At 49.6% G+C, this 25608-nt stretch carries 27 protein-coding genes; 15 read left to right on the top strand and 12 right to left on the bottom strand.

The annotated features are described in order from the left end of the window. Window positions 1–28 precede the first annotated feature (28 nt). Window positions 29–2071, bottom strand: coding sequence for a type I pullulanase (gene pulA / locus R2I50_RS02925; protein WP_316607610.1), 2043 nt, complete (start codon window positions 2069–2071; stop codon window positions 29–31). A gap of 588 nt (window positions 2072–2659) precedes the next feature. Here pulA and alaS point away from each other — a divergent pair. The 3 genes from alaS (at window position 2660) to R2I50_RS02940 (ending at window position 7191) form a co-directional block, all read left to right on the top strand. Beyond that, window positions 2660–5293 carry an alanine--tRNA ligase gene (gene alaS, locus R2I50_RS02930; RefSeq protein ID WP_316607643.1) on the top strand — a complete coding sequence of 878 codons (2634 nt, stop codon included), beginning with the start codon at window positions 2660–2662 and terminating at the stop codon, window positions 5291–5293. A 306-nt stretch (window positions 5294–5599) separates the two neighbouring features. Further along, window positions 5600–6034 carry an LPXTG cell wall anchor domain-containing protein gene (locus tag R2I50_RS02935; RefSeq protein ID WP_316607612.1) on the top strand — a complete coding sequence of 145 codons (435 nt, stop codon included), beginning with the start codon at window positions 5600–5602 and terminating at the stop codon, window positions 6032–6034. A gap of 71 nt (window positions 6035–6105) precedes the next feature. Further along, on the top strand, window positions 6106–7191 hold the full coding sequence (locus R2I50_RS02940; protein WP_316607613.1) for a class B sortase: 1086 nt from the start codon (window positions 6106–6108) through the stop codon (window positions 7189–7191). Between the two features lie 177 nt (window positions 7192–7368). Here R2I50_RS02940 and rpmB read toward each other — a convergent pair whose 3' ends face one another. Further along, window positions 7369–7557, bottom strand: a complete 189-nt coding sequence (rpmB, locus tag R2I50_RS02945; protein ID WP_186833502.1) for a 50S ribosomal protein L28 — start codon at window positions 7555–7557, stop codon at window positions 7369–7371. A gap of 231 nt (window positions 7558–7788) precedes the next feature. Here rpmB and R2I50_RS02950 point away from each other — a divergent pair, with 231 nt between their 5' ends. The 11 genes from R2I50_RS02950 to R2I50_RS03000 all read left to right on the top strand — a co-directional run bounded on the left by R2I50_RS02950 (window position 7789) and on the right by R2I50_RS03000 (window position 16607). Further along, window positions 7789–8502 (top strand): site-2 protease family protein, encoded by a 714-nt coding sequence (locus R2I50_RS02950; RefSeq protein WP_316607614.1) that lies wholly within the window; start codon window positions 7789–7791, stop codon window positions 8500–8502. Window positions 8503–8526: 24 nt separating this feature from the next. Next, window positions 8527–9297 (top strand): segregation/condensation protein A, encoded by a 771-nt coding sequence (locus tag R2I50_RS02955; RefSeq protein ID WP_316607615.1) that lies wholly within the window; start codon window positions 8527–8529, stop codon window positions 9295–9297. A 12-nt stretch (window positions 9298–9309) separates the two neighbouring features. Next, complete coding sequence (gene scpB, locus R2I50_RS02960; RefSeq protein ID WP_316607616.1) at window positions 9310–9954, top strand: SMC-Scp complex subunit ScpB; 645 nt, start codon at window positions 9310–9312, stop codon at window positions 9952–9954. A gap of 1 nt (window position 9955) precedes the next feature. After that, window positions 9956–10597 carry a DUF2953 domain-containing protein gene (locus R2I50_RS02965; RefSeq protein ID WP_316607617.1) on the top strand — a complete coding sequence of 214 codons (642 nt, stop codon included), beginning with the start codon at window positions 9956–9958 and terminating at the stop codon, window positions 10595–10597. A gap of 52 nt (window positions 10598–10649) precedes the next feature. Next, window positions 10650–11069 (top strand): GerW family sporulation protein, encoded by a 420-nt coding sequence (ytfJ, locus tag R2I50_RS02970; RefSeq protein WP_316607618.1) that lies wholly within the window; start codon window positions 10650–10652, stop codon window positions 11067–11069. A gap of 50 nt (window positions 11070–11119) precedes the next feature. After that, window positions 11120–12247: a D-alanyl-D-alanine carboxypeptidase family protein gene (locus R2I50_RS02975; protein WP_316607620.1), complete on the top strand. Its 1128-nt coding sequence runs from the start codon at window positions 11120–11122 to the stop codon at window positions 12245–12247. Further along, window positions 12235–12996 carry a pseudouridine synthase gene (locus R2I50_RS02980; RefSeq protein ID WP_316607621.1) on the top strand — a complete coding sequence of 254 codons (762 nt, stop codon included), beginning with the start codon at window positions 12235–12237 and terminating at the stop codon, window positions 12994–12996. Before R2I50_RS02975 ends, R2I50_RS02980 begins: the two co-directional genes overlap by 13 nt. 12 nt (window positions 12997–13008) lie before the next feature. After that, window positions 13009–13362, top strand: coding sequence for a hypothetical protein (locus R2I50_RS02985; RefSeq protein WP_316607622.1), 354 nt, complete (start codon window positions 13009–13011; stop codon window positions 13360–13362). A gap of 167 nt (window positions 13363–13529) precedes the next feature. Further along, on the top strand, window positions 13530–14813 hold the full coding sequence (locus R2I50_RS02990; protein ID WP_316607623.1) for a carboxyl transferase domain-containing protein: 1284 nt from the start codon (window positions 13530–13532) through the stop codon (window positions 14811–14813). A 17-nt stretch (window positions 14814–14830) separates the two neighbouring features. Beyond that, window positions 14831–15196, top strand: a complete 366-nt coding sequence (locus R2I50_RS02995; RefSeq protein WP_316607624.1) for a biotin/lipoyl-containing protein — start codon at window positions 14831–14833, stop codon at window positions 15194–15196. Between the two features lie 10 nt (window positions 15197–15206). Next, complete coding sequence (locus R2I50_RS03000; RefSeq protein WP_316607625.1) at window positions 15207–16607, top strand: oxaloacetate decarboxylase subunit alpha; 1401 nt, start codon at window positions 15207–15209, stop codon at window positions 16605–16607. Between the two features lie 283 nt (window positions 16608–16890). Here R2I50_RS03000 and R2I50_RS03005 read toward each other — a convergent pair whose 3' ends face one another. Next, entirely contained in the window at window positions 16891–18006 is a 1116-nt protein-coding gene (locus R2I50_RS03005; protein ID WP_316607626.1) for a nucleotidyltransferase family protein, read from the bottom strand. A 101-nt stretch (window positions 18007–18107) separates the two neighbouring features. On the opposite strand from R2I50_RS03005, the gene R2I50_RS03010 reads away from it, so the two are divergent. Continuing rightward, on the top strand, window positions 18108–19310 hold the full coding sequence (locus R2I50_RS03010) for an acetate kinase (RefSeq protein WP_316607627.1): 1203 nt from the start codon (window positions 18108–18110) through the stop codon (window positions 19308–19310). A 53-nt stretch (window positions 19311–19363) separates the two neighbouring features. Here the strand turns inward: R2I50_RS03010 and R2I50_RS03015 are convergent, their stop codons facing one another. From R2I50_RS03015 to modA, 9 genes are read right to left on the bottom strand one after another with little or no spacing between them, the layout of a single operon-like run. Further along, a complete protein-coding gene (locus tag R2I50_RS03015) occupies window positions 19364–20044 on the bottom strand; it encodes a phosphoribosyltransferase family protein (protein ID WP_316607628.1) in 681 nt (226 codons plus the stop codon). Further along, window positions 20041–20517, bottom strand: a complete 477-nt coding sequence (locus R2I50_RS03020) for a MogA/MoaB family molybdenum cofactor biosynthesis protein (protein ID WP_316607629.1) — start codon at window positions 20515–20517, stop codon at window positions 20041–20043. Before R2I50_RS03020 ends, R2I50_RS03015 begins: the two co-directional genes overlap by 4 nt. 11 nt (window positions 20518–20528) lie before the next feature. Then, a complete protein-coding gene (locus tag R2I50_RS03025; RefSeq protein WP_316607630.1) occupies window positions 20529–21545 on the bottom strand; it encodes a molybdopterin-binding protein in 1017 nt (338 codons plus the stop codon). Beyond that, window positions 21532–21984, bottom strand: a complete 453-nt coding sequence (locus R2I50_RS03030; protein WP_316607631.1) for an MOSC domain-containing protein — start codon at window positions 21982–21984, stop codon at window positions 21532–21534. Before R2I50_RS03030 ends, R2I50_RS03025 begins: the two co-directional genes overlap by 14 nt. Further along, window positions 21981–22445, bottom strand: coding sequence for a cyclic pyranopterin monophosphate synthase MoaC (gene moaC / locus R2I50_RS03035; protein ID WP_316607632.1), 465 nt, complete (start codon window positions 22443–22445; stop codon window positions 21981–21983). The genes R2I50_RS03030 and moaC overlap by 4 nt, the downstream gene beginning before the upstream one ends. A gap of 1 nt (window position 22446) precedes the next feature. Beyond that, on the bottom strand, window positions 22447–23391 hold the full coding sequence (moaA, locus tag R2I50_RS03040) for a GTP 3',8-cyclase MoaA (protein WP_316607633.1): 945 nt from the start codon (window positions 23389–23391) through the stop codon (window positions 22447–22449). Further along, entirely contained in the window at window positions 23388–24107 is a 720-nt protein-coding gene (locus tag R2I50_RS03045; RefSeq protein ID WP_316607634.1) for an ATP-binding cassette domain-containing protein, read from the bottom strand. Before R2I50_RS03045 ends, moaA begins: the two co-directional genes overlap by 4 nt. Further along, window positions 24107–24772, bottom strand: a complete 666-nt coding sequence (modB, locus tag R2I50_RS03050; RefSeq protein WP_316607635.1) for a molybdate ABC transporter permease subunit — start codon at window positions 24770–24772, stop codon at window positions 24107–24109. The genes R2I50_RS03045 and modB overlap by 1 nt, the downstream gene beginning before the upstream one ends. A 19-nt stretch (window positions 24773–24791) precedes the next feature. Continuing rightward, window positions 24792–25604, bottom strand: coding sequence for a molybdate ABC transporter substrate-binding protein (modA, locus tag R2I50_RS03055; protein WP_316607636.1), 813 nt, complete (start codon window positions 25602–25604; stop codon window positions 24792–24794). Window positions 25605–25608 lie beyond the last annotated feature (4 nt).

Here is a 25608-nt window from a genome sequence, read left to right on the forward strand (position 1 = left end):
TATCAAATTGACGATCTCTGATTAACAATTATCGGATGATCTCCTTGATCTCCCTCGAAATGTTCAGCCCGATCTCTTTAACGGGTTCTTCAAAGGTCGGAACGCCGTTGATCTTCTCGTAGCTCTCTGCGTCAACGATGATCAGCGCAGAGCGAGGGGGAATATTAGCACAGGGGTCAAACTTGCGGATTGCCTTGTCGCCGGCTGTCTCAGCGTCAGCGATCACATACCACCCGCTGGGCAAATCATACTGCGATTTGAACTGCGGCACACAGGCGTGATCGCTGTTGTTGATGATCACGCTCATCATCTTCCATTCGTTTTCGTTGTCGTTTTTAACGGTTAGACTGATGCTCTGTCCGTTATAGACGATGTAGCCGTCGTTGACCGCCTTGGTAGTATTGTCACGAATGGGGGAGAAGGATTTGCGGATTTTGATCAAGCCCTTGTAATACTCCATCAATTCTTTGTAACGAACGGCGCGCGTCCAGTTGATGGAATTGACCGAGTCGGGACTTTTGTAAGAGTTGTGATCGCCGTGCTTGGTTCTGGCGAATTCTTCACCCGCCAGCACAAAGGAGATACCCAGAGAACCGAGTACCAGTACGGCTGCAAGCTTGTTCTGACTGATATACAGGTTGTCGGTGGTGTCAAAATCATCACACCAGTTCGATTTCAGGATCTTATCCCAGAGGGTTAGATTATCATGAGCGGATACATAGGTTACGCACTGTGAAGGCTCGTTCGCCCAGTTACCGAAGGTGACGGAAGATGCGCCCATCATACCCGCAATGACGTTGTAGGCGCTGTGGGTAGAACCCTGGATGAAGCCCTTGCTGTCATCGTCGGAGCCGCCCTTGATACCGTGACGCATATCGTCGTTGAACATACCGATACGGCCGGAGAGCTTCTTTGCGTTTGCTTTGTTGCAGCAATCCTCTCCGCTGATGCCGTTCTCGCCGTCGTTGGCAGTCCACGGCTCGCCGTACATCAGGATGCGCTTGTCGATCTTGTCAAGCTCAGAACGAATCTCGTTCATCGTATCAATATCATGACACGCCATAAGGTCGAAGCGGAAGCCGTCGATATGGTATTCCTCCGCCCAGTAGCGGAGCGAATCGACCATAAAGCGGCGGAACATCACCTTATCGGTCGCGGTTACGTTGCCGCAGCCTGAGGAGTTAAGAAACTTACCGTTCTGCATACGGAAGTAGTAGCCCGGGACTGTACGCTCAAAGGGAGAGTATTGGGTGGAGTAAACATGGTTGTACACAACGTCCATGATGACGCCGATACCCTCGTCATGCAGGGCTTTTACCATTTCCTTAAATTCTCTGATTCTCACCTCACCGTGATAAGGGTCGGTAGAATAAGAGCCCTCGGGTACATTGTAGTTTACGGGATCATAGCCCCAGTTATATTCTACTCCGGTCGTTTCGTTTACAGAGCCGAAATCAAAGACGGGATTTAACTGTACATGGGTGATACCCAGCTGCTTTAAGTAGTTGACGCAGGTCGGGAAGTTCGTGTAGGGGATCACGGTGTTCTTTTCGGTAAAGGCGAGGAACTTACCGCGGTGTTCTCTGCTGACGCCGCTGGTATCGGAGGAAGAGAAATCACGCACATGGATCTCCCAAACGATCGCGTCGGTTTGTCTGTCGGGCAGAACATGCCGGTCGTTCTCCCAACCCTCGGGATTGGTAGAAGCCAGATCGACGACCTCGGAGCGCTGAGAGTTGACGCCGACCGCCTTGGAGTAGACGTCCTGCGTTTCGTGCGTGCCGTTCTCGGTCTTGATGACGTAGGTGTAATAGGTTCTGTTAAGATCGCCGTCGATGGTTGCGGACCAGACGCCTGTTACCGCGTCAAAGAGCATCTGCTTGATGCCGAGTACCTGAGCTCCCTCTTCATAAAAAGAGCCGGTAGAATACAGCTTCAATAATACCTGTTCAGCCGACGGCGCCCAGACTTTGAAAGTAGTACTCTCCGGTGTATAAGTAAAGCCTAAGTCGCTTCCGAGATAGGTGTTATAGATTTCATCCTTATTTGAATAAAATGCGGTTGTAGCCACAACATTACCCCACTTTTTATTTGATTCAGACTGTTAAACATTTTACCATCACTCTGTAGAAAATTCAACAAAAAAATGATAACAAAATGTTAATCACAGTTGATTTCCAAGTTTTTTATAAAAAATAAACCGATATAAGGATTATTCTGTCGAAATTGTTAAAGTATTCACTTTTATATTATAGTATGTAGTCACAAAGCGCCTGTGCAAGCCGATTTTCTCACGAAAAACCTTATTGACTTTACGGCGGAAACGTACTATAATAGCGGTGGCGAAGAAGGGAAGAGCGTTGAGCCTCCGCTCAGAGAAGGGTCGGTTGGTGCGAGACCCCGCGGATTAACAGCGCAGCCACCCCGGAGCCTCCGTGTGAAAACGCGGCGTATTTCTGCGTTAAAGAAGTTCAAGCGGTCGTATCGTAACGGTACGGCAATTTGGGTGGTACCGCAGGTCAGCCTGTCCCATGTTTGGGATGGGCTTTTATTATTTTAATGAGAAGTGGTTAGCGGTCAGTGAGCAGTATAATTAATCTTTATCGACGCTATTCACTGACCGCTGATCACTCTAACAATGAAAAGTGAGGTTTTTATCATGCAGTACATGGGTTTGAATGAACTCAGAGAAAAGTTCCTTTCCTTTATGGAGAGTAAAGGTCATCTTCGCCTGCCGAGCTTTCCGCTCATTCCGAAGGATGATAACTCCCTGCTCCTGATCAACTCGGGTATGGCTCCGATGAAGAAGTATTTCACCGGCGAGGTTACCCCGCCGCGCAACCGCGTCACAACCTGCCAGAAGTGTATCCGCACTCCCGATATCGAGCGCGTCGGTATCACCGCGCGTCACGGCACATATTTTGAGATGCTCGGCAACTTCTCCTTCGGCGATTACTTCAAGCATGAGGCGACCGCGTGGGCGTGGGAGTTCTTCACCAAGGTGCTCGAGATGCCCGAGGAGCTTTTGTACTGCTCTGTTTACGAGGAGGACGACGAGACGGTCGATATCTGGACGAAGGAGGTCGGCGTTGATCCCTCCCATATCGTTCGTTTGGGTAAAGAGGACAACTTCTGGGAGCACGGCTCCGGTCCCTGCGGCCCCTGCTCCGAGATCTACTTCGACCGCGGTCCCGAGAAGGGCTGCGGAAAGCCCGACTGCCATGTCGGCTGTGAGTGCGACCGTTTTGTCGAGGTATGGAACCTCGTATTCTCTCAGTTTGAGTCAGACGGCAAGGGCAATTATACCGAGCTCAAGAAAAAGAATATCGATACCGGTATGGGCCTGGAGCGCCTTGCCTGCGTGATGCAGGGCGTCGATAACCTGTTCCTGGTCGATACCGTTCAGAATATCATGAAGCATATCTCTCAGGTCGTCGGCGTGACCTACGGCGAGGATGAGAAGAAGGATATCTCCCTGCGCGTCATCACCGACCATATCCGTTCCACGACCTTTATGATCGCTGACGGCGTTATGCCCTCCAACGAGGGCAGAGGTTATGTCCTCCGTCGTCTGCTCCGCAGAGCGGCTCGTCACGGCAGACTCCTCGGCTGCAACAAGCCGTTCCTGTATCAGATCTGTGAGACCGTCGTTAAGGAGAATGCTTCCGCCTATCCCGAGCTCGTTGAGAAGAAGGACTACATTGTCAAGCTGATCAAGGTGGAGGAGGAGAACTTTGCCAAGACCATTGATCAGGGACTTTCTCTGCTCGAGAGCATCATCGAACGTGATGACGTCAAGATGCTCAGCGGCGAGGACGCCTTTAAGTTAAACGATACCTTCGGCTTCCCGATTGATCTGACCCGTGAGATCCTTGCCGAGAAAGGTATCGATGTCGATGTGGAGCGTTTCCATGAGCTGATGCTGCTGCAGAAACAGCGTTCCCGTAAGGCGCGCAAGAATGCCGGCGCCGACGCATGGATCAGCGATTCCATTGATTTTACCGGCGTTTCCGATACCGAGTTTATCGGATATACCGATTATGAGTGTGACAGCAAGATCCTTGCGATCGTCAAGAACGGTGAGCGCGTCGATCGTGCGCAGGAAGGCGACAGTGTCGTCATCGTGCTCGATCGTACCCCCTTCTATGCCGAGAGCGGCGGTCAGGTAGCGGATACCGGTGAGCTGAATGCCGGAGACTGTGCGATCGACGTAGATGATGTGAAGAAGGATGCTTCGGGTAAGATCTTTATGCATATGTGTGAGGTCTCTACCGGCACGATCGCCGTAGGCGATACCGTCACCGCGAAGATCGACGTAGAGCGCAGACTGGATATCATGCGCAACCATACTGCTGCTCACTTACTGCAGGCGGCTCTACGTGAGGTGCTCGGTACTCATGTTCAGCAGGCGGGTCAGCTTGTCAATGAGGATGTCGTTCGCTTTGACTTTACACACTTCTCCGCAATGACCGTTGATGAGATGCTTGCTGTTGAGAAGCTTGTCAACGATAAGATACTCGAGGGAATCGCCGTTACCTGCACCGAAATGAGCATCGATGAAGCGAAGAAGAAGGGCGCGATGGCGCTGTTCGGCGAGAAGTACGGCGATATCGTCCGTGTTGTTGAAGCGGGCGAGTTCAGTAAAGAGTTCTGCGGCGGTACTCATGTAGACAATACCGCGAAGATCGGCCTGTTCAAGATCAAGCAGGAAGGCTCTGTCGCTGCGGGCGTTCGACGCATCGAGGCTGTGACCGGTCATAATATCATCAATTACCTTGCGAATGTCATCAAGCGCGTCGGTCAGGCAGCCGAAGCGCTGCATATCAATAATCCTTTAGAGCTTGTTGACGGCGCTGTTCGCATGATGATGAAGTATAAAGAGATGGAGAAGGAGATCGAGAGATATCAGGCTGAGATAGCGAAGGACCAGACCGGCGCGATCCTCGATAATGCCGAAGAGGTGAACGGCACAAAGGTCGTTACCGCTATGTTCAACGGCGCCCCTGCCGATTCTATCCGCATGATGTGTGAGAATCTTGCGGCGGATGTAGAGGATGTAGTAGCGGTTCTCGCGTCCGTCACGGACGGTAAGCTGATCTTTGCCTGCTCCTGCTCCAAGAACGCGATCGCAAAAGGTCTCAAGGCGGGTAACGTTGTCCGCGCTGTCGCACAGATCGCCGGCGGTAACGGCGGCGGTAAGCCCAATCTCGCGATGGCAGGCGGTAAGGACATTACGAAGGCTGATGAAGCGCTCTATTCGGTCAAAGGTATCGTAGAAGCCGCGTTGAATTGATTATAGTTTTATGATTTGGAACCGTCGTATATCGGCGGTTCTTTCTTTTGAATCGGTATGAATAATTATTCCGATAGTGAAAAAATGACAACCCGGATAAGAATCGACTTTATGAAAAAATGAACAAATTATGAAATCGCGAAATGATGACTAATAACAATTGTCAAAAGCAAAAACGGTTTGTCTATTTCTCTCAAACTTGATAAAATCGATTGACTTTTTGAAAAACAAGAGTAAAATACAATCCAGACGAGAGGAAAGATTCAGCTCGATCTAAATTTGTTTCATTCATTGGAGGTATTTATTATGAAGAAGCATGTATTATCGATTCTTATGGTTATGATTCTTGCAGTAGCTATGTTCTCTGCTACCGCTGTTGTTACTTATGCTGAGGGCGAGGATATCGCTGCTGTCGGCGCAGAGGCTACTGAGGTTGCAGTGCTCGGCGAGGAAGTTACGGTTGCCGATATCGCTGCTGAGGCCAGCGAGCCTGCGTCTGAGGCTGCTACCGAGGCCGCTACCGAGGCTGCTACCGAGGCTGCTACCATCGCTCCTACTCAGGCTGCGACTACCGCTCCTACTCAGGCTGCTACCCAGGCCGCTACCGTTGCGCCCAAGAACGCCAAGACCCCTAAGACCGGCGACAACATCTGGCTGTTTGTCGGTATCGGCGTTATTGTAGTTGCTCTGATTGCTATTATCGCTTCTGTTGTAATGAAGAAGAAGAACAACAACCAGTAATTATTCGACGATACACACTGAAATCAAAAGGCGGTGACGGGGATTCCCGCCGCCGCTTTCTTTTATCTGCTATGAGTAATCAAAATCAACAACAGAACTATTACCGCGATCCCGCTCCCGATTACGGTAAGCGCTATCGTAAAGAGGATATCAATACCGCGTCGTATGATAATTACGACGTGGAGGAGTCTGTTCCTCGTCAGCGGCAGATCCCGCAGGGCGGCTATCGGAACGTACAGCCTGCACGCCGACGTCCGAATCCTCAGGGCTATGGCGGGGGACAGGCGCGTCCGCGTCAGCCGTATCAGCAGAATCCTCAGTATTATCCCGATCCCCGCCGACAGGCAGGCTACGGAGACAGTTATAACGGCTACGATAACCGCCGCGTCGACAGACAGCGTTACGACGACCGCTATAACAATTACAGTGAAGCCCGCAGAAGACCCGTCAAGAAAAAGACGAGCGGGCCGGTTATCGCCGTTCGCGTCGTTGCGATCATCCTTCTGATCGCGGGTATCGCCATCGTCGGCATGAAGCTGTACGGTTACTATGACGATAACAAAGGTCATAACGAGCTGAAAGCCCTGTCTGCCGATATGGAAGCGCTTTATGCGAAGAATAATGATTTCTTCGGCTGGCTGAAGATCGACGATACCGTCGTTGATTATCCTGTCATGTACACGCCCGGTGACCCCGAGCATTATCTGCATGCGGACTTTGACGGTAATTACTCCGAGAGCGGCGAGCTGTTCATGGACGCGAACTGCGATCCGAACGGTTATCATTATCTGATCTACGGTCATCATATGTTCAACGGCTCGATGTTCGGTTCTCTGCCTAAATACGACGATCAGGAGTATTACAGTCAGCACCGTACCTTCCGCTTTGATACCCGTTTTGAGAAGGGGGAGTATGAGATCTTTGCCATCGTGTACAGTCAGGTCTATGACGATAACGATGATGTGTTCAAGTACTATTATTACGCGAATCTCAACGATGAGACGACGTATAATACTTATGTCGCAAATATGAAGGCGCTCTCCGTTATCGATACCGGTGTAACGCCTGTTTACGGAGAGAAGATCGTCAGCCTGTCAACCTGTAATTATCATACGGATGACGGTAGATTTGTCGTTTGCGCCAGAAAAATTCAATAATTATACAAATCCGACTTTAGATGATTGCAAAAGGATGTTTTCAGAAGGATCCTTTGCTAAAGCTCAGGATGACACGCAAAGGGGCTGCCGCAATGCTTGCGACAACCCCTTTGCGTGTCGAATCTGTAAATATAAACAATAAACCCCCGAGTTTCCTCGGGGGTCAGTTGCTGTTGATTATACCGCTCGTGTTACCTTACCTGAACGTAAGCAACGGGTGCAAGCGTGTACTCTTTTAGGAGTGCCGTCAACAATAGCCTTTACTCTCTGAACGTTAGGCTTGAAGGTTCTGTTGGAACGTCTGTGTGAGTGAGAGACCTTGATGCCGAATTTAACATCCTTGCCGCAAAAATCACATTTTGCCATGCTTGTACACCTCCTTTGAAGATTAATACATACGTTAACTCGTTTATAATAACAGAATTTTCTGAAAAATGCAATAGTTTTTTCAAAATTTATTTCAAGTTTTTAAACTTGCTATTTTCGTTGATTTATAGTATAATATATTCTGTATTTATATGTCAAGATGGTATTATATCGCTGTTTGTGGATATATTACTGCATTTACTGTAAAAACCCGGAATAAAAGGTGATTAAATGCTTTTTGATTTATTACGCGGCAATCTCGATTTTACCACCGCAATTATCCAGGTGTTGGCGATCCTCGTCATTGTCTTTCTGGTTCTGCCGTTCCATGAATGGGCGCATGCCTTTACAGCCTCAAAGCTGGGGGATACTTCCGTCAAGTACCGCGGACGACTGACATTGAATCCGATGGCGCATATCGACCCGATCGGTTCGCTTGCGTTATTGCTCTTCGGCTTTGGCTGGGCAAAGCCTGTTCCGATCGATTCAAGGAATTTTAAGAAGCCTAAGACCGGCATGGCGATCGTAGCGCTGATGGGTCCTGCGGCGAATATCGTCGCGGCGATCGTCGGCGGGCTGATCTTTCACGCGATCGCAGCATTTTCGACCGGCTTCTTCCCGATGGTACAGAACGGCAATCTTTATTCTCTTAATGTATTCGGATATTACCTATATATATTTCTGCGCTTTTATATAACGGTCAACTGTTCGCTTGCTGTGTTTAACCTTCTTCCGATTCCTCCTCTGGACGGCAGTAAGATTCTGTTCGCGTTTCTGCCGGATCGGATTGTTGTAAAGTTTTATCAGTATCAGCAGGTCATCTCCATTATACTGATTGCTCTGATATTTTCTCGGATCCTTTCTGTTCCGCTTTCCTGGCTGACCGGACAGGTTCTTGGTTTTGTGGACTGGCTTACTGCATTGCCGTTCTCATTTGTTGGATAATATATTTAGTTAGGGAGTGTATGTATGGCTGAACAACAGAATAATCAGATCACCATACTGCCCTCCGACGCTCAGACGATACAGGTAGGCGAGCGGCAGTTCACCTATCACTTTGACGTTTATGAGGGGCCTCTCGACCTGCTTCTGACCCTTATCACCAAGAACAAGATCGATATCTACGATATCTCGATCTCAGAGCTCCTTGAACAGTATATGGAGCAGATCGAGCTGATGCGCGAGAATGAGATGGATATCGAATCAGAGTTTTTGGAGATGGCGTCCCGTCTTGTCTATATAAAGTCCGCGATGCTTCTGCCGAAGTATGAGAACGAGGCGGAGGACTTAAAGAAAGAGCTGACCGGTCAGCTGATCGAGTATCAGCAGTGTCGTGAGATCGCCCGTATGCTCGCGCCGATGGTCGATTTCGATACCTTTACCAAAGGACCGTCCAAGGTCGATTTCGACCTTACCTATAATCGTATCCATGACCCGATGGATATCTCCGCCGCTTATGTCAGCGCTGTCGGCAGAGGTCAGCGGCGCTTGCCGCCCGACCGTTCGGCGTTCGCCGGGATCGTCAGCAAGAAGATTGTGTCCGTATCCTCGCGTATCATCCACGTTATGCGCCGCTTGTGGCACGGCAGAACCGTGACCTACGGAGAATTGTTCACCGCGAGCAACGGAAGAAGCGAGCTTGTCGCGACTTTTCTCGCCGTTTTGGAGCTCGTTAAGGGCAAGCGCGTCCGTATCGAAGGCGACGGCGACAACGCAGTTGTCAGCATGATCGAAAAATAAGGAGGGATCACCGTGACAGAAAAAGAATATCGTTCCTCGATCGAGGCAATACTTTTTTCAGCGGGCGATCCCGTTGATTTGAAGCGTTTGGCTGAATCTCTGGAGCTTCCCGAGGATTCTGTTAAGGCGCAGCTGGATATCCTGATGAATGAGTACGCTGAGCTTGATCGCGGTATCACGATCATTCGGCTCAACGATACCTACCAGATGGTATCCGTCAAGAAATTCGCCCCGCAGGTGCGTAAGGCGATGGATCTCAGGCGCAACATCCCGCTCTCTCAGGCGGCGATGGAGGTGCTGGCGGTCGTAGCGTATAACCAGCCTGTGACCAAGAGCTTTGTCGAGCAGGTGCGCGGCGTAGACTGCTCCGGCGTTATCGGCTCTCTTACGACCAAGGGTCTGATCGAAGAAAAGGGACGTTTGGAACTCCCCGGAAGACCGCTTCTGTACGGCACGACCGACCACTTTCTACGCTGCTTCTCCATCAGCTCGCTTGATGAACTCCCGCCCATCCCGAAAAGCGATGATAAAGGCGACAGGGGACAGCAGCTGAATCTCTTTGATGAAGAGAAAAAGGACGCTGAGGCGGATTCGGACTCTGATGAAGTGCAGGGAACGGTCGAAGAGATCATCGCCGACGCGATAGAAGGTAATTGAGTTGATAGCTTTATGGATCATCCTCGGCATTTTGCTGTTTCTGTTCCTGATCCTACTGATCAAGATAGAAGTACTGATGCAGTATTCTCAGGAGATCACCCTGGTTTTGAAGATACTCTTCTTTAAGATCGTTCTTCTCTCTCCGGACAAACCGAAGGAGGAAAAGAAGAAGAAGAAGGAGCCTGAGAAAGAGAAACCGAAAGAGGAGAAGCCGAAGGAAAAAAAGCCGGAGGAAAAGAAGAAAAAGCAGTCTTACCTGAGTAAGCTGAAAGAGAAGAAGGGACTCAGCGGGCTTGTCTCGCTGTTTGTGTCGATCGCGAAGATCGCTGTCGGCGCATTAAAGGGCATCTTCTCTCATATCGTGCTGAAGAAATTTGATGTCGGTATCGCTTTATCGGGTGATGACGCGGCGTCTACTGCCGTTACTTACGGTAAGCTCTGCTCGGTGATCTATCCCGCGATCAACGTCATTACCTCGGTGATGGTATGCAAGGATTATCATGTCACCATCGAACCGGTATTTGATATCGATAAGGATACCGAGGTCTTTGCCGATATTCATGCCTATCTTCGACCTATCTTCGCGTTACATGAAGCGCTGAAAGCGGCAGTCAAGATACTGATTGCCCGTATCAAGTTATAAAGATTCTGAGATGCAGGTTCTACCTGCACTGTTATAGTAAGGAGATGTAAATATGAGCGAACATCCGATCAACAGTTTGATGGATACTACGATGAAAAAGATCAAGGAGCTCATCGACGCTAACACCATCATCGGTGATCCGATCACCACTCCCGACGGTACAACGATTATTCCGGTGTCGAAGGTCACCTACGGCTTTGCCTCCGGCGGTTCGGATCTGCCGACTAAGAAGGATACGCGCGAGGCGTTCGGCGGCGGTTCGGGCGCAGGCGTTACCATCCAGCCGATCGGTTTTCTGACCATCAGCAAGGGCAACGTCAAGCTGATCCCGATCGAGAAGTACGACGGCGCAGCCGACAGGATCGTCGGTATGATCCCCGAGGCATTCGATAAGATTTCCTCTTTCATCAAGAAGGATAACAAAGCCGATAAAACCGATCTCGAGAACGATCTCGACAGCTTCGATCTGTAATCGGATTCATGAATCATCCGCTTGTTTCATAAGATATAGCGGGTGATAATATGAAAAAGCTGTTTTCCGTCTTTCTTTGCGCCGTGTTGCTGATCGGCATATCCGTTATACCGATCGACGCCGAAGATCTGAGTATCTCTGCCGCGGCTTATGAGCTGTACTGTCCCGATAACGGTCAGGTGATCCTGTCCGATCAAGCGGACAGAAAGCTCCCCATGGCGTCAACTACCAAGATCATGACGACACTCATCACCTTGGAGCATGCCGCAAAGGATAATATAGCGGTTGAGTTTACCGAAGAAATGACGGCAGAAGGCAGCTCGATGTATCTGAAAATAGGGGAGAAGGTCACTCTCTACGATCTCGCTGTCGGTATGATGATGCAGTCCGGTAACGATGCGGCAAACGCTGCGGCGATCGCGATCGCCGGCAGTACCGAATCTTTTGCCGATCTGATGAACGAGAAAGCGCGAGAGATCGGCATGACGAATACGCATTTTGTCACGCCGAGCGGTTTGGATGATGAACAGCATTATTCGACCGCCCACGATATGGCGCTGTTAATGGCGCAAGCTCTGAAGAACAAGGCTTTTGCCGAAATCACTGCACAAACCTCCATGACGGTCGATTTTATTTCGCCGTCAAATAAACATGTGACCTATCCGAACCATAACCGACTGCTAAAGCTGTATGACTCTTGTATCGGCGGTAAGACCGGTTATACCGATACGGCGGGGCGCTGTCTGGTGACTGCTGCCGAGCGCGACGGATTGACTCTGATCGCCGTAACGCTCGATGACCGTAATGACTGGAACGATCATACGGCGCTGTATGATTATGGCTTCGATCATCTTAAAGCGGTTCAGCCCTCCGTTGATATTCCCGATTCTGTATGTGTTGTCGGCGGTACCGGCGATACTGCCGATTTGTCCGTTACCGATGATTCACCGCTTATTATCCCCGCTGATCAGGCGGATTTCGTTCAATCTACCTTGATTCTTCCGGCTTTCTTCTATGCGCCGATCCAAAAGAATGATACAGCCGGTAAAGTCATATTTTCGATCAATGGTGAAGCGATAGGCGAGAGGCCTTTGGTCTTTACCGAAAATGTCGGTTTTAATCATAAAAAAAGAGATTTCATTACATATATAAAGGATTTGTTCAATTGGCACAATTAGTCAGATTACAAAAAATGCTCGCCGACTGCGGCGTAGCCTCCAGAAGAAAAAGTGAAGAGCTGATCGCCGCGGGTAGAGTGCGCGTCAACGGCAGAGTCGCCCGGATCGGCGATAAGGTCGATCCCTATAATGACAAGGTATATGTCGGCAAGCGCCGCGTCACAGGTACCGCGAAGCCTAAGCTGCGCTATATCATGCTCAATAAGCCCCGCGGTGTGCTAACTACGATGAACGACGAGAAAGGCCGCAAGTGCGTCGCCGACCTGATCAAGGATATCGACGTTCGTCTGTATCCTGTCGGAAGATTGGATCGCGACAGCGAGGGCATGCTCCTGATGACCAATGACGGCGAGTTCGCCAACCATATCATGCATCCTAAGAAGCATGTCAACAAGGTCTACCGCGTGACAGTTCGCCCCAATATCACGGACGAGCAGGTCTCAAAGCTCGAGAACGGCGTCGTGATCGACGGCAGAAAGACCGCTCCCGCCCAGGTTCGCGTCGTCACTCGTGATAAGGATAATGAACGTTGTGTGCTCGAGATCGTTATCCGCGAGGGGCGTAACCGCCAGATACGCAAGATGTGCGCGGTCGTCGGCTTAGAGGTCGCGCGTCTCAAGCGAATTGCCATCGGCGGTGTGAAACTGGGCGGTTTACGTTCGGGAATGTACCGCGATCTCACCGATTTAGAGCTTCGTAAGCTCTCTGCCGACCCGAATCCCAACGCGAATTTCATTGATATGATCTAAAGGGGGAGCGTTATGCTGGTAGTAAAACCCGATCCGCAGAATGAGAATAACGAGATCAAGGCGCTCAACGCTTTTCTGGACGATCAGCCCTGCGGGTATGTTCGTTTTCATCTGAACGGATATATTATTATTGTAGATGAGATCATTCCGCTCGCGGGAAACGCGAAGGAGATCGATCACTCGACCTACGCGATCCTCGATACCATCATCCGTGCGCTTGGTTCATACGGATTGAACCACTCCTGTTTCTATGTAGAGAGTGAGAATCCTGTGATCTATCCGACGCTGGAGGCGATGCGTTTCTCATTAAAGGACGGAAAGATGAAAAGCGATCTGTCAAAACTGCTGAATCATCAACATCATTGATACACGGCTCCCGTTATCGGGAGCTTATTTCATTTTTATTGCGATTTATTCTTGCTATTTTACAGTTTTTGTACTATAATATAAACAGAAAAATTTTGTGGTAGTTTGTTGCTTTATTTTTCTTCTATAGAACATTGGCGCAAATACCTGTTATAGGAGGAATGTTTGTGAGTACTGAAAAGTTCTCAACATACGATGTTCTGAACACATTCTTTGATGAAGGCAGTTTTCAGGAAACCGACGCTTTTCTGAAGAGCGTTGACGGTACTGCGGAGGCTGTAACCGGGTTTGGCAGCGTGGACGGTATCCCCGTCTTTGCCTTTGTGCAGAATATCGATGCATGCGGTGGCGCTATGAGCAAGGCTCAGGCGAAGAAAATCACGAAGCTGTATAACGCGGCGCTGAAGGTCGGCGCGCCTGTTGTCGGATTTTATGATTCAGTCGGCGGCAGACTGGAGCAGAAGAATGAGCTTCTCTCCGCTTACGGAGATATCCTGAGAAAGTCCGCGAAGCTCAGCGGCGTAGTTCCTCAGATCTCTGTTGTACTCGGCAATTGTCTGGGCACCTCGGCGTTGGTTGCCGCCTCTGCCGATTATATCATCATGGATAAAGACGCGAAGCTCTCTGCCGATACGACCGGAAAGAATGCTTCCGCTAACGATAACCTAAACAGCGGCGTTGCTTCCTTTATCTGCGAGGATGCGGAAGCCTGCGTTAATAAGGCGAAGATGCTGCTCTCGTACTTCCCGGCTAATAATCTTGAGCCTGCACCCGCTTTCGAGACGGTTCCCGCTTATGAGAATCCAGATAAGCTTCCGAAGTACTTTGCTGACGAAAACTCGCTTCTTTGCGTCGGCGGCGGTTTCGGCGAGCCCGTTTGTACTGCTTTTGGCAGAGTGAACGGTTATCCTGTCGGTATCGTCGTAACTAAGGGCGGCGAGATCGGCGCAGACAGCGCGAAGAAGATCGCAAAGCACGTTTACTTCTGCGACGCTTTTTCTATTCCGGTTATCACGCTCGTAGACGCAGACAGTTTTGAAAATATCGCTGATGCGTCCAAGCTCGTTTCCGTTTATGCCGGTGCAACGACCGCGAAGATCTCCGTGATCAGCGGTACGGCTGTCGGTTCGGTCTATATCGCGCTCGCGGGTGCTACCTCCGGTGCGGATATGGTTTATGCGCTGCCTGATGCTGTTGTTTCTCCGATCACTCCTAAGGCGGCGGCGTTCATTCTTGATGATTCTATCGCCGATGCGCCTGTTGCCGATCAGGATAAGCTGGCTGACAGCTTTGTCAAGACTAACCTCGGCGCTGTAAAGGCGGCTGAGGACGGCTATATCGATGATATCGTCGAGCCTGCAGAACTGCGTGATAAGCTCGTCGCGGCGCTGGATATGCTCTCTTCAAAGAGGGTATCTACTCTGCCTAAGAAACATACTACTATTATATAATAAAGGGGATAATGAATATGAAGAATCTGAGAATCACTGTCAACGGCGTTGCATATGATGTACAGGTTGAGGAACTTGGCGCAGATGCTGTTGCTGCTGCACCCGCTGCCGCTGTTCCCGCTGCTCCCGCCGCAAAGCCTGCTGTTAAGAAGTCGGCTGCTGCCGGCGCAGGCGAGAAGGTTGCCGCTCCTATGCCCGGCACCATCGTTTCCGTCAACGTATCCGACGGTCAGGCTGTTAAGAAGGGCGACGTTCTGGTCGTTCTCGAGGCGATGAAGATGGAGAATGAGATCAAGGCACCCAAGGACGGTACGATCACTTCCGTAGCCGTTTCCAAGGGCGAGAGCGTCGATACCGGCGCAGCTTTGGTGACCATCGGCTAAGGAGATCACTATGAGCAAGAAGATTCTAATTACCGATACAACCCTGCGCGACGCTCATCAGAGCCTGATCGCCACCCGTATGACTACCGAGGAGATGCTTCCGATCCTTGACGAGATGGATAAGATCGGATTTTACTCCCTCGAGTGCTGGGGCGGCGCGACGTTCGACAGCTGTCTGCGCTTTCTGAATGAGGATCCGTGGCAGCGCCTGCGTATCATCCGCGATCATTGTAAAAACACCAAGCTGCAGATGCTGTTCCGCGGTCAGAATATGCTTGGTTACCGTCATTACGCCGACGATGTACTGGAGTACTTTGTACAGCGTTCCGTTGCGAACGGTATCGATATCATCCGTATATTTGACGCGCTGAACGATATCAAGAACCTGCAGGTCGCGATCAAGGCGGCGAAGAAAGAAGGCGCTCACGCGCAGGTAGCGATCAGCTACACCACCGGTCCCGTCTTTACCGATGAATACTATGTCGAGTACGCGAAGCGTATCGCCGACGCGGGTGCAGATTCCATCTGTATCAAGGATATGGCGGCGCTTTTGACTCCCTATAATACCGAGAAGCTCGTCAAGGCGATCAAGGCTGAGGTCGATCTGCCGCTGCAGCTGCATACGCATTACACCTCGGGTCTTGCCTCCATGTGCCTGATGAAGGGCGTTGAAGCGGGCGTCGATATCATCGATACCGCGATGTCTCCGCTGGCGCTGGGCACCTCTCACGCGCCGACCGAGAGTATGATCGCCGCCTTTATGGGTACCGAGTATGATACCGGTATCGCCCTCGAGAGTCTCACCCCGATCCGCGACTACTTTATGACCCTTCGTGAGAAGTACCTCAAGTCCGGCCTGCTCGATCCCAAGATGCTTGCGACCGATGCCAAGGCGCTGATCTATCAGGTTCCCGGCGGTATGCTGTCGAACCTGCTCTCTCAGCTCAAGCAGGCAGGTAAGGAGGATCAGCTCACCGAGGTGCTTAACGAGGTTCCCCGCGTTCGTAAGGACAGCGGTTATCCGCCGCTGGTTACCCCGACCTCTCAGATCGTCGGTACACAGGCAGTGTTCAACGTCATCATGGGCGAGCGCTACAAGATGTGTACCAACGAGTTCAAGGATTTGGTCGCCGGCAAGTACGGTACCACTCCCATGCCGATCGATCCCGAATTCCGTAAGAAGATCATCGGCGATATGGCGCCTATCGACTGCCGTCCCGCCGATCTGCTCGAGCCCGAGCTTGAGAAGCTCCGCGCTGAGATTCCGCAGTATATCGAACAGGAAGAGGATGTCCTGAGCTACGCGCAGTTCCCGAAGGTCGCGATCGACTTCTTTGAAAAGCGTCGCAATCAGAAGCTGGGCATCAATTCCGATCTGCTTGATAAGAAGAATAAAGTCCATCCCGTATAATTAATTATGATTGAATAAAGCGCCTTCCGTCGGAGGGCGCTTTTATACTAATCCTTAATAAAAACCTTTATCATCTATTGCGCTATATTTCGTATAGCTTTGTTGGGCTCCTTGACAGGCGCCAGCCTGTCTGCGTCTCACTAATATCTGATTAAATCTTTTTATTAAGGATTAGTATTAGTCTGTATCTAATAGATGGACAAGAGGTTTTTATCTTGTGTATCAAGAGGGTTTTATCTTGTGTATGACGATAATACCGTATCCTGTCGCAGATTAAAATGGTTCATAGCTTGATTACTCCTTGAGTGAATTCATTAATGCACTGATCCGAGGCGATGTTCATCAGTTCAGTCGCAATTATATCTATGTCAAATATCTCTTTTGCTGCGTCATCGAGGAGATCATAGCCGCGCCTTACATCAACGATCAGCGGCAGGGATTTGGTTTGTATTAGATGTTTTTTGTTTTCCTTGACTCCCAGGACGCGGATATAAGGGACGCTGCTAAGCTGCATTTGTTCGGTGATGCCAAGCACGGCACAACACAGGATGCGCCTGAGTCGTGCCATGATATAACGTTTGGTTTTAGTATGCTCTAATATTTCGATTATGGAATTATACTTCTTTGAAATCTCAATGATTCTATTCTCCAACCCTTCATTGACATCGGCAATAATCTTAAGTTCTTCGGATTTGATCGTCTTGAGTCGATAGAGTATCGCCGATTCGATGCGTTCAAGTGAACCGGCGTGTGTAATGTGCATGGGTGTGAGCAGAGTATAGTTTCTTCCGCTTTTGATTAGTTGACGAATCATTGTTGCGCTCGCGATGTTTCCGCTGATCGTTTCGCTGTCATGTTCTACACCGTTGCGAGGGATCGCGACAGGGGTAAGGTTGTATCTCCGACATGCACGGATGTATTCTATCGCAAGTATGTTATTTGGTTTACCGATTATTTCGGCATATTCTTTACCGACAGCATTACTCAGCGCGCGGGGGTAGTAACCGCCGTTACGCATCTCTTGTGCTATTTTCCGCTGTACAGCCTCACTGTCAAGAATCTCTAAAGCTTGATATAATTCTTCGATAGAATTTTCTGATCCAAAACACAGAGTATCGCATTGGAGCTCCGCAGCAATATGAACGCCGTTTTCAGCAAATCGCTGAGCTGACGACAGAGCGTAGACCGTCGGAAGTTCAACTACCATATCTGCGCCGTTTGCCAATGCGGCTTTGGTACGGGCATACTTGTCGGTGATCGCAATATCGCCGCGCTGAACAAAACTCCCGCTCATGATACAAACGATCTCATCAGCATAGTTGCTTTTAATTTTCTCTAACAGAAATTTGTGACCGTTATGAAAGGGATTGAACTCACAAATCACACCCGCTCGGCTCATATTCTCACCAACTTTGAAAAATCTCTTGAAATACGATTCATTTTGTACTATTATAGTATAGGTGAAAACTGTAAAATTTTCAATATAGGAGGAACATTTTAATGAAAATATTAGTTATCAACGCCGGCAGCTCCAGCCTGAAGTATCAGCTGATCGATATGGATACCGAGCAGATGATCGCCAAGGGCAATTGTGAACGTATCGGTCAGGAGGGCTCCTTCATCGGTCATAAGACTGCCGACGGCAGATCCTATACCAAGGAGATCCCCATGCCTGACCACGCGAAGGCTTTCCACGCCGTCAGCGAGGCGCTGTTGTCCGAAGAATACGGCGTTATCAAGAACCTCGACGAGGTTGCCGCGATCGGTCACCGTATCGTCCAGGGCGGTGCGCTGTTCAGCGATCCCGAGCTGGTTACCGACGAGGTCATCGCCGGTATCGAGAGCCTGATTCCTCTCGCTCCTCTGCACAACCTCGGTCACGTACAGGCTATCCGCGGCTGTAAGCAGGTATTCGGCGACGATGTTCCCATGGTCGTTGTGTTCGATACCGCCTTCCACAGCACTATGCCCGAGAAGGCATATATGTATGCTGTTCCTTATGAGTATTATGAAAAGTATGCTGTCCGCCGTTACGGTGCGCACGGCACGTCCCATCGCTTTGTTTCCGGCGCAATGGCTGATCTGATGGGCAAGGATATCAAGGATCTCAAGCTTATCACCTGCCATATCGGCAACGGTTCATCTATTACCGCTGTAAAGAACGGTAAGGTTATCGATACCTCTATGGGTCTGACCCCGCTCGACGGTATTCTGATGGGTACCCGTTCCGGTTGCCTCGATCCCTCCGTCGTTACCTTTATCGCCGAGAAGGAGGGCTTCACTCCCGAGGAGATGAACACCCTGCTGAACAAGAAATCCGGTTTACTTGGTATCTCCGGCGTATCGTCCGACGACCGTGACGTTACCAAGGCTGAGGAAGAGGGCAATCACCGCGCTCACCTCGTTCACGAGATGCTTTACTATCAGATCGCAAAGTATATCGGTCAGTATTGGGTCGCTATGGGCGGCTGTGACGGTATCGTCTTTACCGCGGGTCTGGGCGAGAATCAGCCCGCCCTGCGTGAAGCAGTTATCGATTATCTCGCATTTGCAGGCGTAAAGCTGAATAAGGATGTCAACGCTGTCACCAGAGATACCGCCTTCATCTCCGCCGATGATTCTTCGATCCCTGTAGCGGTCATCGCAACCAACGAGGAGCTCGCTATTGCCAGAGATACCAAGGCGATCGTTGAGAAGCTGTAATCACCGATAGATACAACGAACCCCTGTTTGCAATGCAGACAGGGGCTTTTGTTTTAGATAATTGTTTCAGGAGGATACTTTTCCTTTGCGTTTGCCAGCGTAGCACAGCAGATCAAGGAGGGCTTTGCACGGTTAAGCGTTTTACAACAGAAAGACAGTGTGTTCCCGGAGGTGATGATATCGTCGATCATCAAGATGCGTTTCCCTTTGATTTCTTCGGCATTTTTAACTTTAAAGGCGCCGGATAGATTTGTTTTTCTCTCAGTATATTTCAGATTGTGTTGCTTCTTAGTCCTTTTGATTTTTTCCAAGGTGTCAAGATAAGGGATGCCGAGCACATTGCCGAGTCGTTTGGCAAGCATAACCGACTGATTATACCCTCGCTGATGTTCATCCTCAGGATGCATCGGCACGGCGGTGATGATATCAAATGAATAAGAGCAGTATATCATTCGGATGTCTATCGCAAGGATTTCCGCTAATTGCGCGATATACTGGGTAAAGCTTTTATACTTGATTCGAAGAATGATACGTCTGATCTTTCCGCCGTAAACGAAAGATGAGATACAGCGAAAACCGCCTGTACCGCTTTTAATCACCTGATGCTTGGCTATAAGCTCATTGATACATTCTTTGCAGGCGATCTCTTCGGCCTCAACCGGAATTCCGCAGTACGGACAACGTTCCGGAAAGAACATTACGCCTAATTTGTATAACCAACGAATTCTTTTCATGATTCTTTCTTTCCGTTCAACATATCAAGACCGTGCGTAAGATGGGGGAGGACAAAACTGAGGTTTTCGGCAGCGCCTTTCGGCGAACCGGGCAGATTGATAATCAGGCTGCCTTTGCAGATACCGGCAACGCCTCGGGACAACATACCGCGCGGTGTGATCTCCATCGATTTCATACGCATGTATTCGGATATGCCCGGCGTTTCCTTCTCAATAACACTGAGAGTGGCTTCCGGAGTTACATCTCTCGAAGCAAAGCCCGTTCCTCCGGTTGTAATGATAAGATGAATGCCTTTTTCCGCCGCGTCTCGCAGCGTGTTTATGATAAAGTCCTTATTATCCGAGATGATTTGTGTATCAATAACCGAGTATCCGTTTTCTGAAAGGAGCCGGCTGACTGTAGGTCCGCTTTTATCCTGATATATTCCGCTTGATGCGCGGTCGCTGATTGTAATAACGCTCGCTGTGTACATAATTCCCTCCGTTATTTACCGAACGCACAGTGCGGATAAGTGCAATTCCCGCATCCCAAACAGAGACCGCCTTCACCATAGGAGATAAAGTCCTTCTTCTCCATTTTCAATCCCGCGGCGATTCGTGGCAGCGTTAGATCAAAGATCGTAGCTTTAGCATACATCACACAACCCGGCAACCCCATGATCGGAGTACCGTCGTCATAGTAACCCAGCAGAAACATCGCGCCGGGCAGTACGGGAGCACCGTAGGTTATGATTTTTGCACCGCTTCTCTTGATCGCACCGGGGGTATTGTCATCGGGATCGACGCTCATTCCGCCGGTACAAAGGATCATATCCGTTTTTCCTCGAATGGATCGAATAGCGTTTTCGATGTTTTCGATTCCGTCATCGGTAATGATATGCTTTGTGACGGCGATACCGTAGTCACTCAGCTTTTCGATCAAAACCGGAGTGAACTTATCCTCGATCCTTCCATGAAAAACCTCGCTGCCCGTTGTAATAACGGCGGCGGTTTTTAAGGTATAGGGAAGCACGTTCATGATAGGCTTATCGCCTGCGGCGTTCTTAGCCGCTTCAAGCTTGTCGCGCTCGATGACGAGCGGTATAACACGGGTTCCCGCGAGTTTATCGCCTTTGTGAACGGCTGTATAGCCTTTGCGGGTAGCTATCATTACATCATCGACAGAATTGATCGCATACAGCCGATCACTGTCCAGTGTGAATAGTCCGTCAATCCCGGCGGTGAGCTCGATCTTTCCTTCTTTGACCTCGCTTCGGTCGATATGATCTCCCTTGCAAAGACTGCATAGTATTTCTGCCGCGTCGTTTTCATGCACCATGTTCTCATCTGCTTCATAGATATAGAGATTTTCCTTTCCCATACTCAGTAGGATAGGAATATCTTCCTCGGTGACGACATGTCCTTTACGAAACCTGGCGCCTTTATACTTTCCCGGTATGATCCGGGTCATATCGTGACACAACACGTGTCCGACAGCTTCTTCTGTCTTAATCAATTTCATCTGTTTCACCTTTTATTTTAATACGGTCTCCCGGGCGAAGCTGTCCGCCTTGTAAAACTTTTGCAAAGATTCCTTCTGTCGGCATGACACATTCACCTGTCAGTCGCCGTATCTCACAGTCGTTATGGCATTTCTTCCCGATTTGAGTCACTTCGAGTTCTGCTTCACCTATTTTAAGCTGTGTTCCTACGGGGAGCGATTTCAGATCGATCCCTTCCGTAAGGATGTTTTCCGCAAAATCGCCCGCGTTGAGTTCAACGCCCTTTACGCGCATTTTATCAACGCTTTCGTTTGCGAGCAGACTGACCTGACGATGATTGGTCCCGGCATGAGCGTCGCCGAGAATACCGTGGTTTTCCTTTAATACGGCACAGGGGACAGGGTGCTTGCGTGTACCTTTCCGTTCACTGATACAGATTGCTTTTATTACGCCTTTCATTTCCGGAACACCCCGCTCTTTCCGCCTTCCTTGTATATCAGCATGATATCGCTTATTTCGATATCGCGCTGTACTGCTTTGCACATGTCGTAGATCGTCAGTGCAGCCGCGCTGACCGCAGTCAGCGCCTCCATCTCCACACCGGTAACGCCCTTGCACTTTACGGTTGCTTTGATCAGGATCTCGGTATCCATACAGTCAAATTCGATATCAATTCCGTTTAGCGCAAGCGGATGACACATCGGAATAATATCGGAGGTTTTTTTTGCCGCCATTATTCCCGCAACCTGAGCGACTGCGAGGACGTCGCCTTTCTTGATCCCGCCGCTTTTGATCAGCTGCATGGTGTTGCTATTGACCTTTACGGATCCTTTGGCGACCGCCTGACGCTTGGTAGCCTTTTTTTCGCTGACATCGATCATCTTAGCGCGGCCTTGTTCATTGATATGAGAAAAGTCCATCTTATCCTCCGATCTCATTCATGTTGCGCGACGTTGCGCTGCAATCCTCGTTCAGACGGTGTCGCAGCGGTTTTTTCAGAATACCCTGTCTGATTGTATTGATCAGATCTTCTCCGTGCAGCCCTCTCAGGCTGATTTCACTGTTTGAATGTAAACATGATTTCAGATTTCCGTCTGCGGTGATGCGTATCTTATTGCATGAAGCGCAGAAGCGATTCGATATCGGCGCGATCAGACCGATCGTTCCCCGGTGGTTCGGCAGACGATATACCTTTGCAACGCCGTCAACTTTGAGCACAGCAGCGCTGCGTAGATACTTCTCGATTAGATCAACCGTAATGAAACGGTTTTTGTCCCAGTTTTTGACGACTCCGAGCGGCATAAGCTCGATAAAACGCACCTGCACCGGAATCTTTTCGGTCAAACGAATAAAATCAAACACTTCAGAATCATTGATACCGCCCAGCAGAACGGTGTTTATCTTTATATTGTCAAAACCTGCGTCTATTGCGGCATTGATACCGTCAATGACTTGATGCTGATCGCCTGTTCGGGTGATTATTCGAAAGTTTTTTGGATTCAGCGTATCCAGACTGATGTTCAGCCGGTCAACGCCCGCATTTTTCAGATCTATCGCCATATTCGGCAGAAGTGATCCGTTCGTTGTAATACCCAGCTCAATATCATCGGAGATACCTCGGATATTGCGGCAGAGTGTGATCAGCCCCTTTCTCACCAGCGGTTCTCCGCCGGTCAGTCGTATCTTGCGGATACCGAGTGAGTATGCGGCTTCTGCGATCTCTGTCAATTCTTCGATACTGAGGATATCACTGTGCCGCTTTTTCTCTACACCTTCTTCATCCATGCAATAGATACAACGATAGTTACATAAATCGGTCACGGACAGGCGTAAGTATTCGATTTTTCTTCCAAAACTGTCTTTCATACATGAATCTCCGGCAGAATAATACCCGCTTCTTGATAATGTTGTTTTATCTCGGTATAAAATACGTCTGCTTTGAGCGGCTGTTTTGTTATACCGTTTTCAATGGGGGCGGCTTTATCGCACAGATAGAGTACCTCATCGATATTATGGGTGACCAGAATACTTTCTCCCTTGAAATCCTTGATAATATTCTTGATATAAGGGAGAAGCTCAAGCTTCAGATATGAGTCAAGGGACGAGAACGGCTCGTCGAGCAGCAGAACATCGGGTGCGGAAGCAAAGATCCGCGCCAGAGCAACGCGCTGTTTTTCGCCTCCGGAGAGAGTAGCGGGTCTTTTGCTTTCTAGCCCGGTAAGATGAAACCTCTGTGTAATCTCTCGTACCTGTTGCGCTCTTTCCTTCCTGGGATATCGGGTTAATCCTGTTTCGATATTCTGTGAGACCGTCATATCGGGGAAGAGCGCGTAATCCTGAAACAGATAACCGACATGACGTTTCTGAGGCGGCAGATTGATGTGGTGTTCGCTGTCATAAAGTACTCGATCATTCAGCTTGATATAGCCTTTGTCGGGCTTTTCGATTCCGGCAATACATTTCAGCGTCATGCTTTTTCCGGCGCCTGATGCGCCGAACAGTGCCAAAGGCTCGCCACTACAGCTGAACTTTGCTTTTAATGTAAATCGATCAAGTCGTTTTTCGATATCAACGGTCAGCATCAGCCTTTCCTCCTTTGCGGTCGTTCCAAGAGGTTGACGCATAAAAGGACAACCGCCGAGATCGCGATATTGATCAATACCCATTTCAGCGCCAGTTCATCATTACCGGTGCGCCATAGCTGGTAAACGGCGGTGGATATCGTCGCGGTCTTGCCCGGGGTGTAGCCTGCGATCATCGAGGTCGCCCCGTATTCGCCGAGTGCTCTCGCAAATGACAGTACCGCTCCCGCGATGATTCCCTGCTTACAGTAGGGGATACGGATACGCCAGAAAATATAACTGTTTCGCAGACCCAGCGTCCGACCTGCATCGGCGAGATTTTCATCGAATCGCTCGAACGCGCCGCGAGCAGTACGGTACATCAGCGGAAAAACTACGACGGATACGGCAAAAATCGCCGACCACCATCGCATGGTCAAGCGGATATCAAAGTTTTCCAGAAAGAACGAACCGATCGGACGCTTCGGTCCGAGTACGAGCAGCAGCAGATAGCCTACTACAGTAGGGGGAAGAACGAGAGGCAGCGTCAGCAGCACATCCAGGATTCCCTTCAATACACGCGGAAGCTTAGCGATATAATACGCGCAGGCGATCCCCGCGAAGAAAACGATCATCGCAGAGATCGCCGCGATTCTTAAAGAGTTGTAAAGCGGATACAGATCCATATGTACCTCTTACATTTGCTTATTTGATCGGAGTGAAACCTACCTTAGAGAACACTTCGCCTGCTGCTTCTGTTTGCAGATACGCTAAGAATTCCCTGATCTCATCGGCGTGAGCGCTGTTTTTCAGTACGGCGGCGGGGTAGATGACCTTTCCGCACATTTCCTCGGTAGCGGTATCGGATACCTTTAAGCCTGCGGAGTAAGCGTCGGTCTGATAGATAACGCCGCAGTCAACGGTACCTTCGCTGATCTGGGTGGTGACTTCCTTGACATTTGCTCCATAGGTCAGCACGCCTTTTTCAGCCAGTGAGTTTTCATCCAGCCCAAAGTAGGAGAAGATCTTCTGCGTATATTGACCGACGGGTACATCCTCGTTACCCATCGCCATCAGGATATCGCCCTTCTCCAGATGTGACTTCATATCCTCGTAGGATGTGATACCGCTTTTGCTGTTTTCGGCAACACATAGAGCGACTTTATTTTCGAGCAGGTCGATGCGTGTAGCGCCGTCGATATATCCGCCGTCGTTCAGACCGTCCATCTGCTTTGCGGCGGCTGAGATAAAGAGGTCGCAGGGAGCGCCTTCTTCGATCTGTGTTTTGAGAGTACCTGAGGAATCAAAGTTAAAGGTAAGCTTGATGTTGCTGTGCTCCGTTTCATAAGTCTTTGCGATCTCTTCAAGGGTTTCGGTCATGGATGCAGCGGCAAATACCACCAGTTCGGTCTTTTGTGAAGTCTCGGTGGGCGGCTCGACCGGTTTAGGATTACCGCAAGCAGTCAGTAATCCGATCATCATGGTGCATACAATAATAACAGCAGTCATTTTCTTCATAGAT

Source organism: uncultured Ruminococcus sp. (assembly GCA_902785355.1).
GTDB lineage: Bacteria > Bacillota > Clostridia > Oscillospirales > Acutalibacteraceae > Ruminococcoides.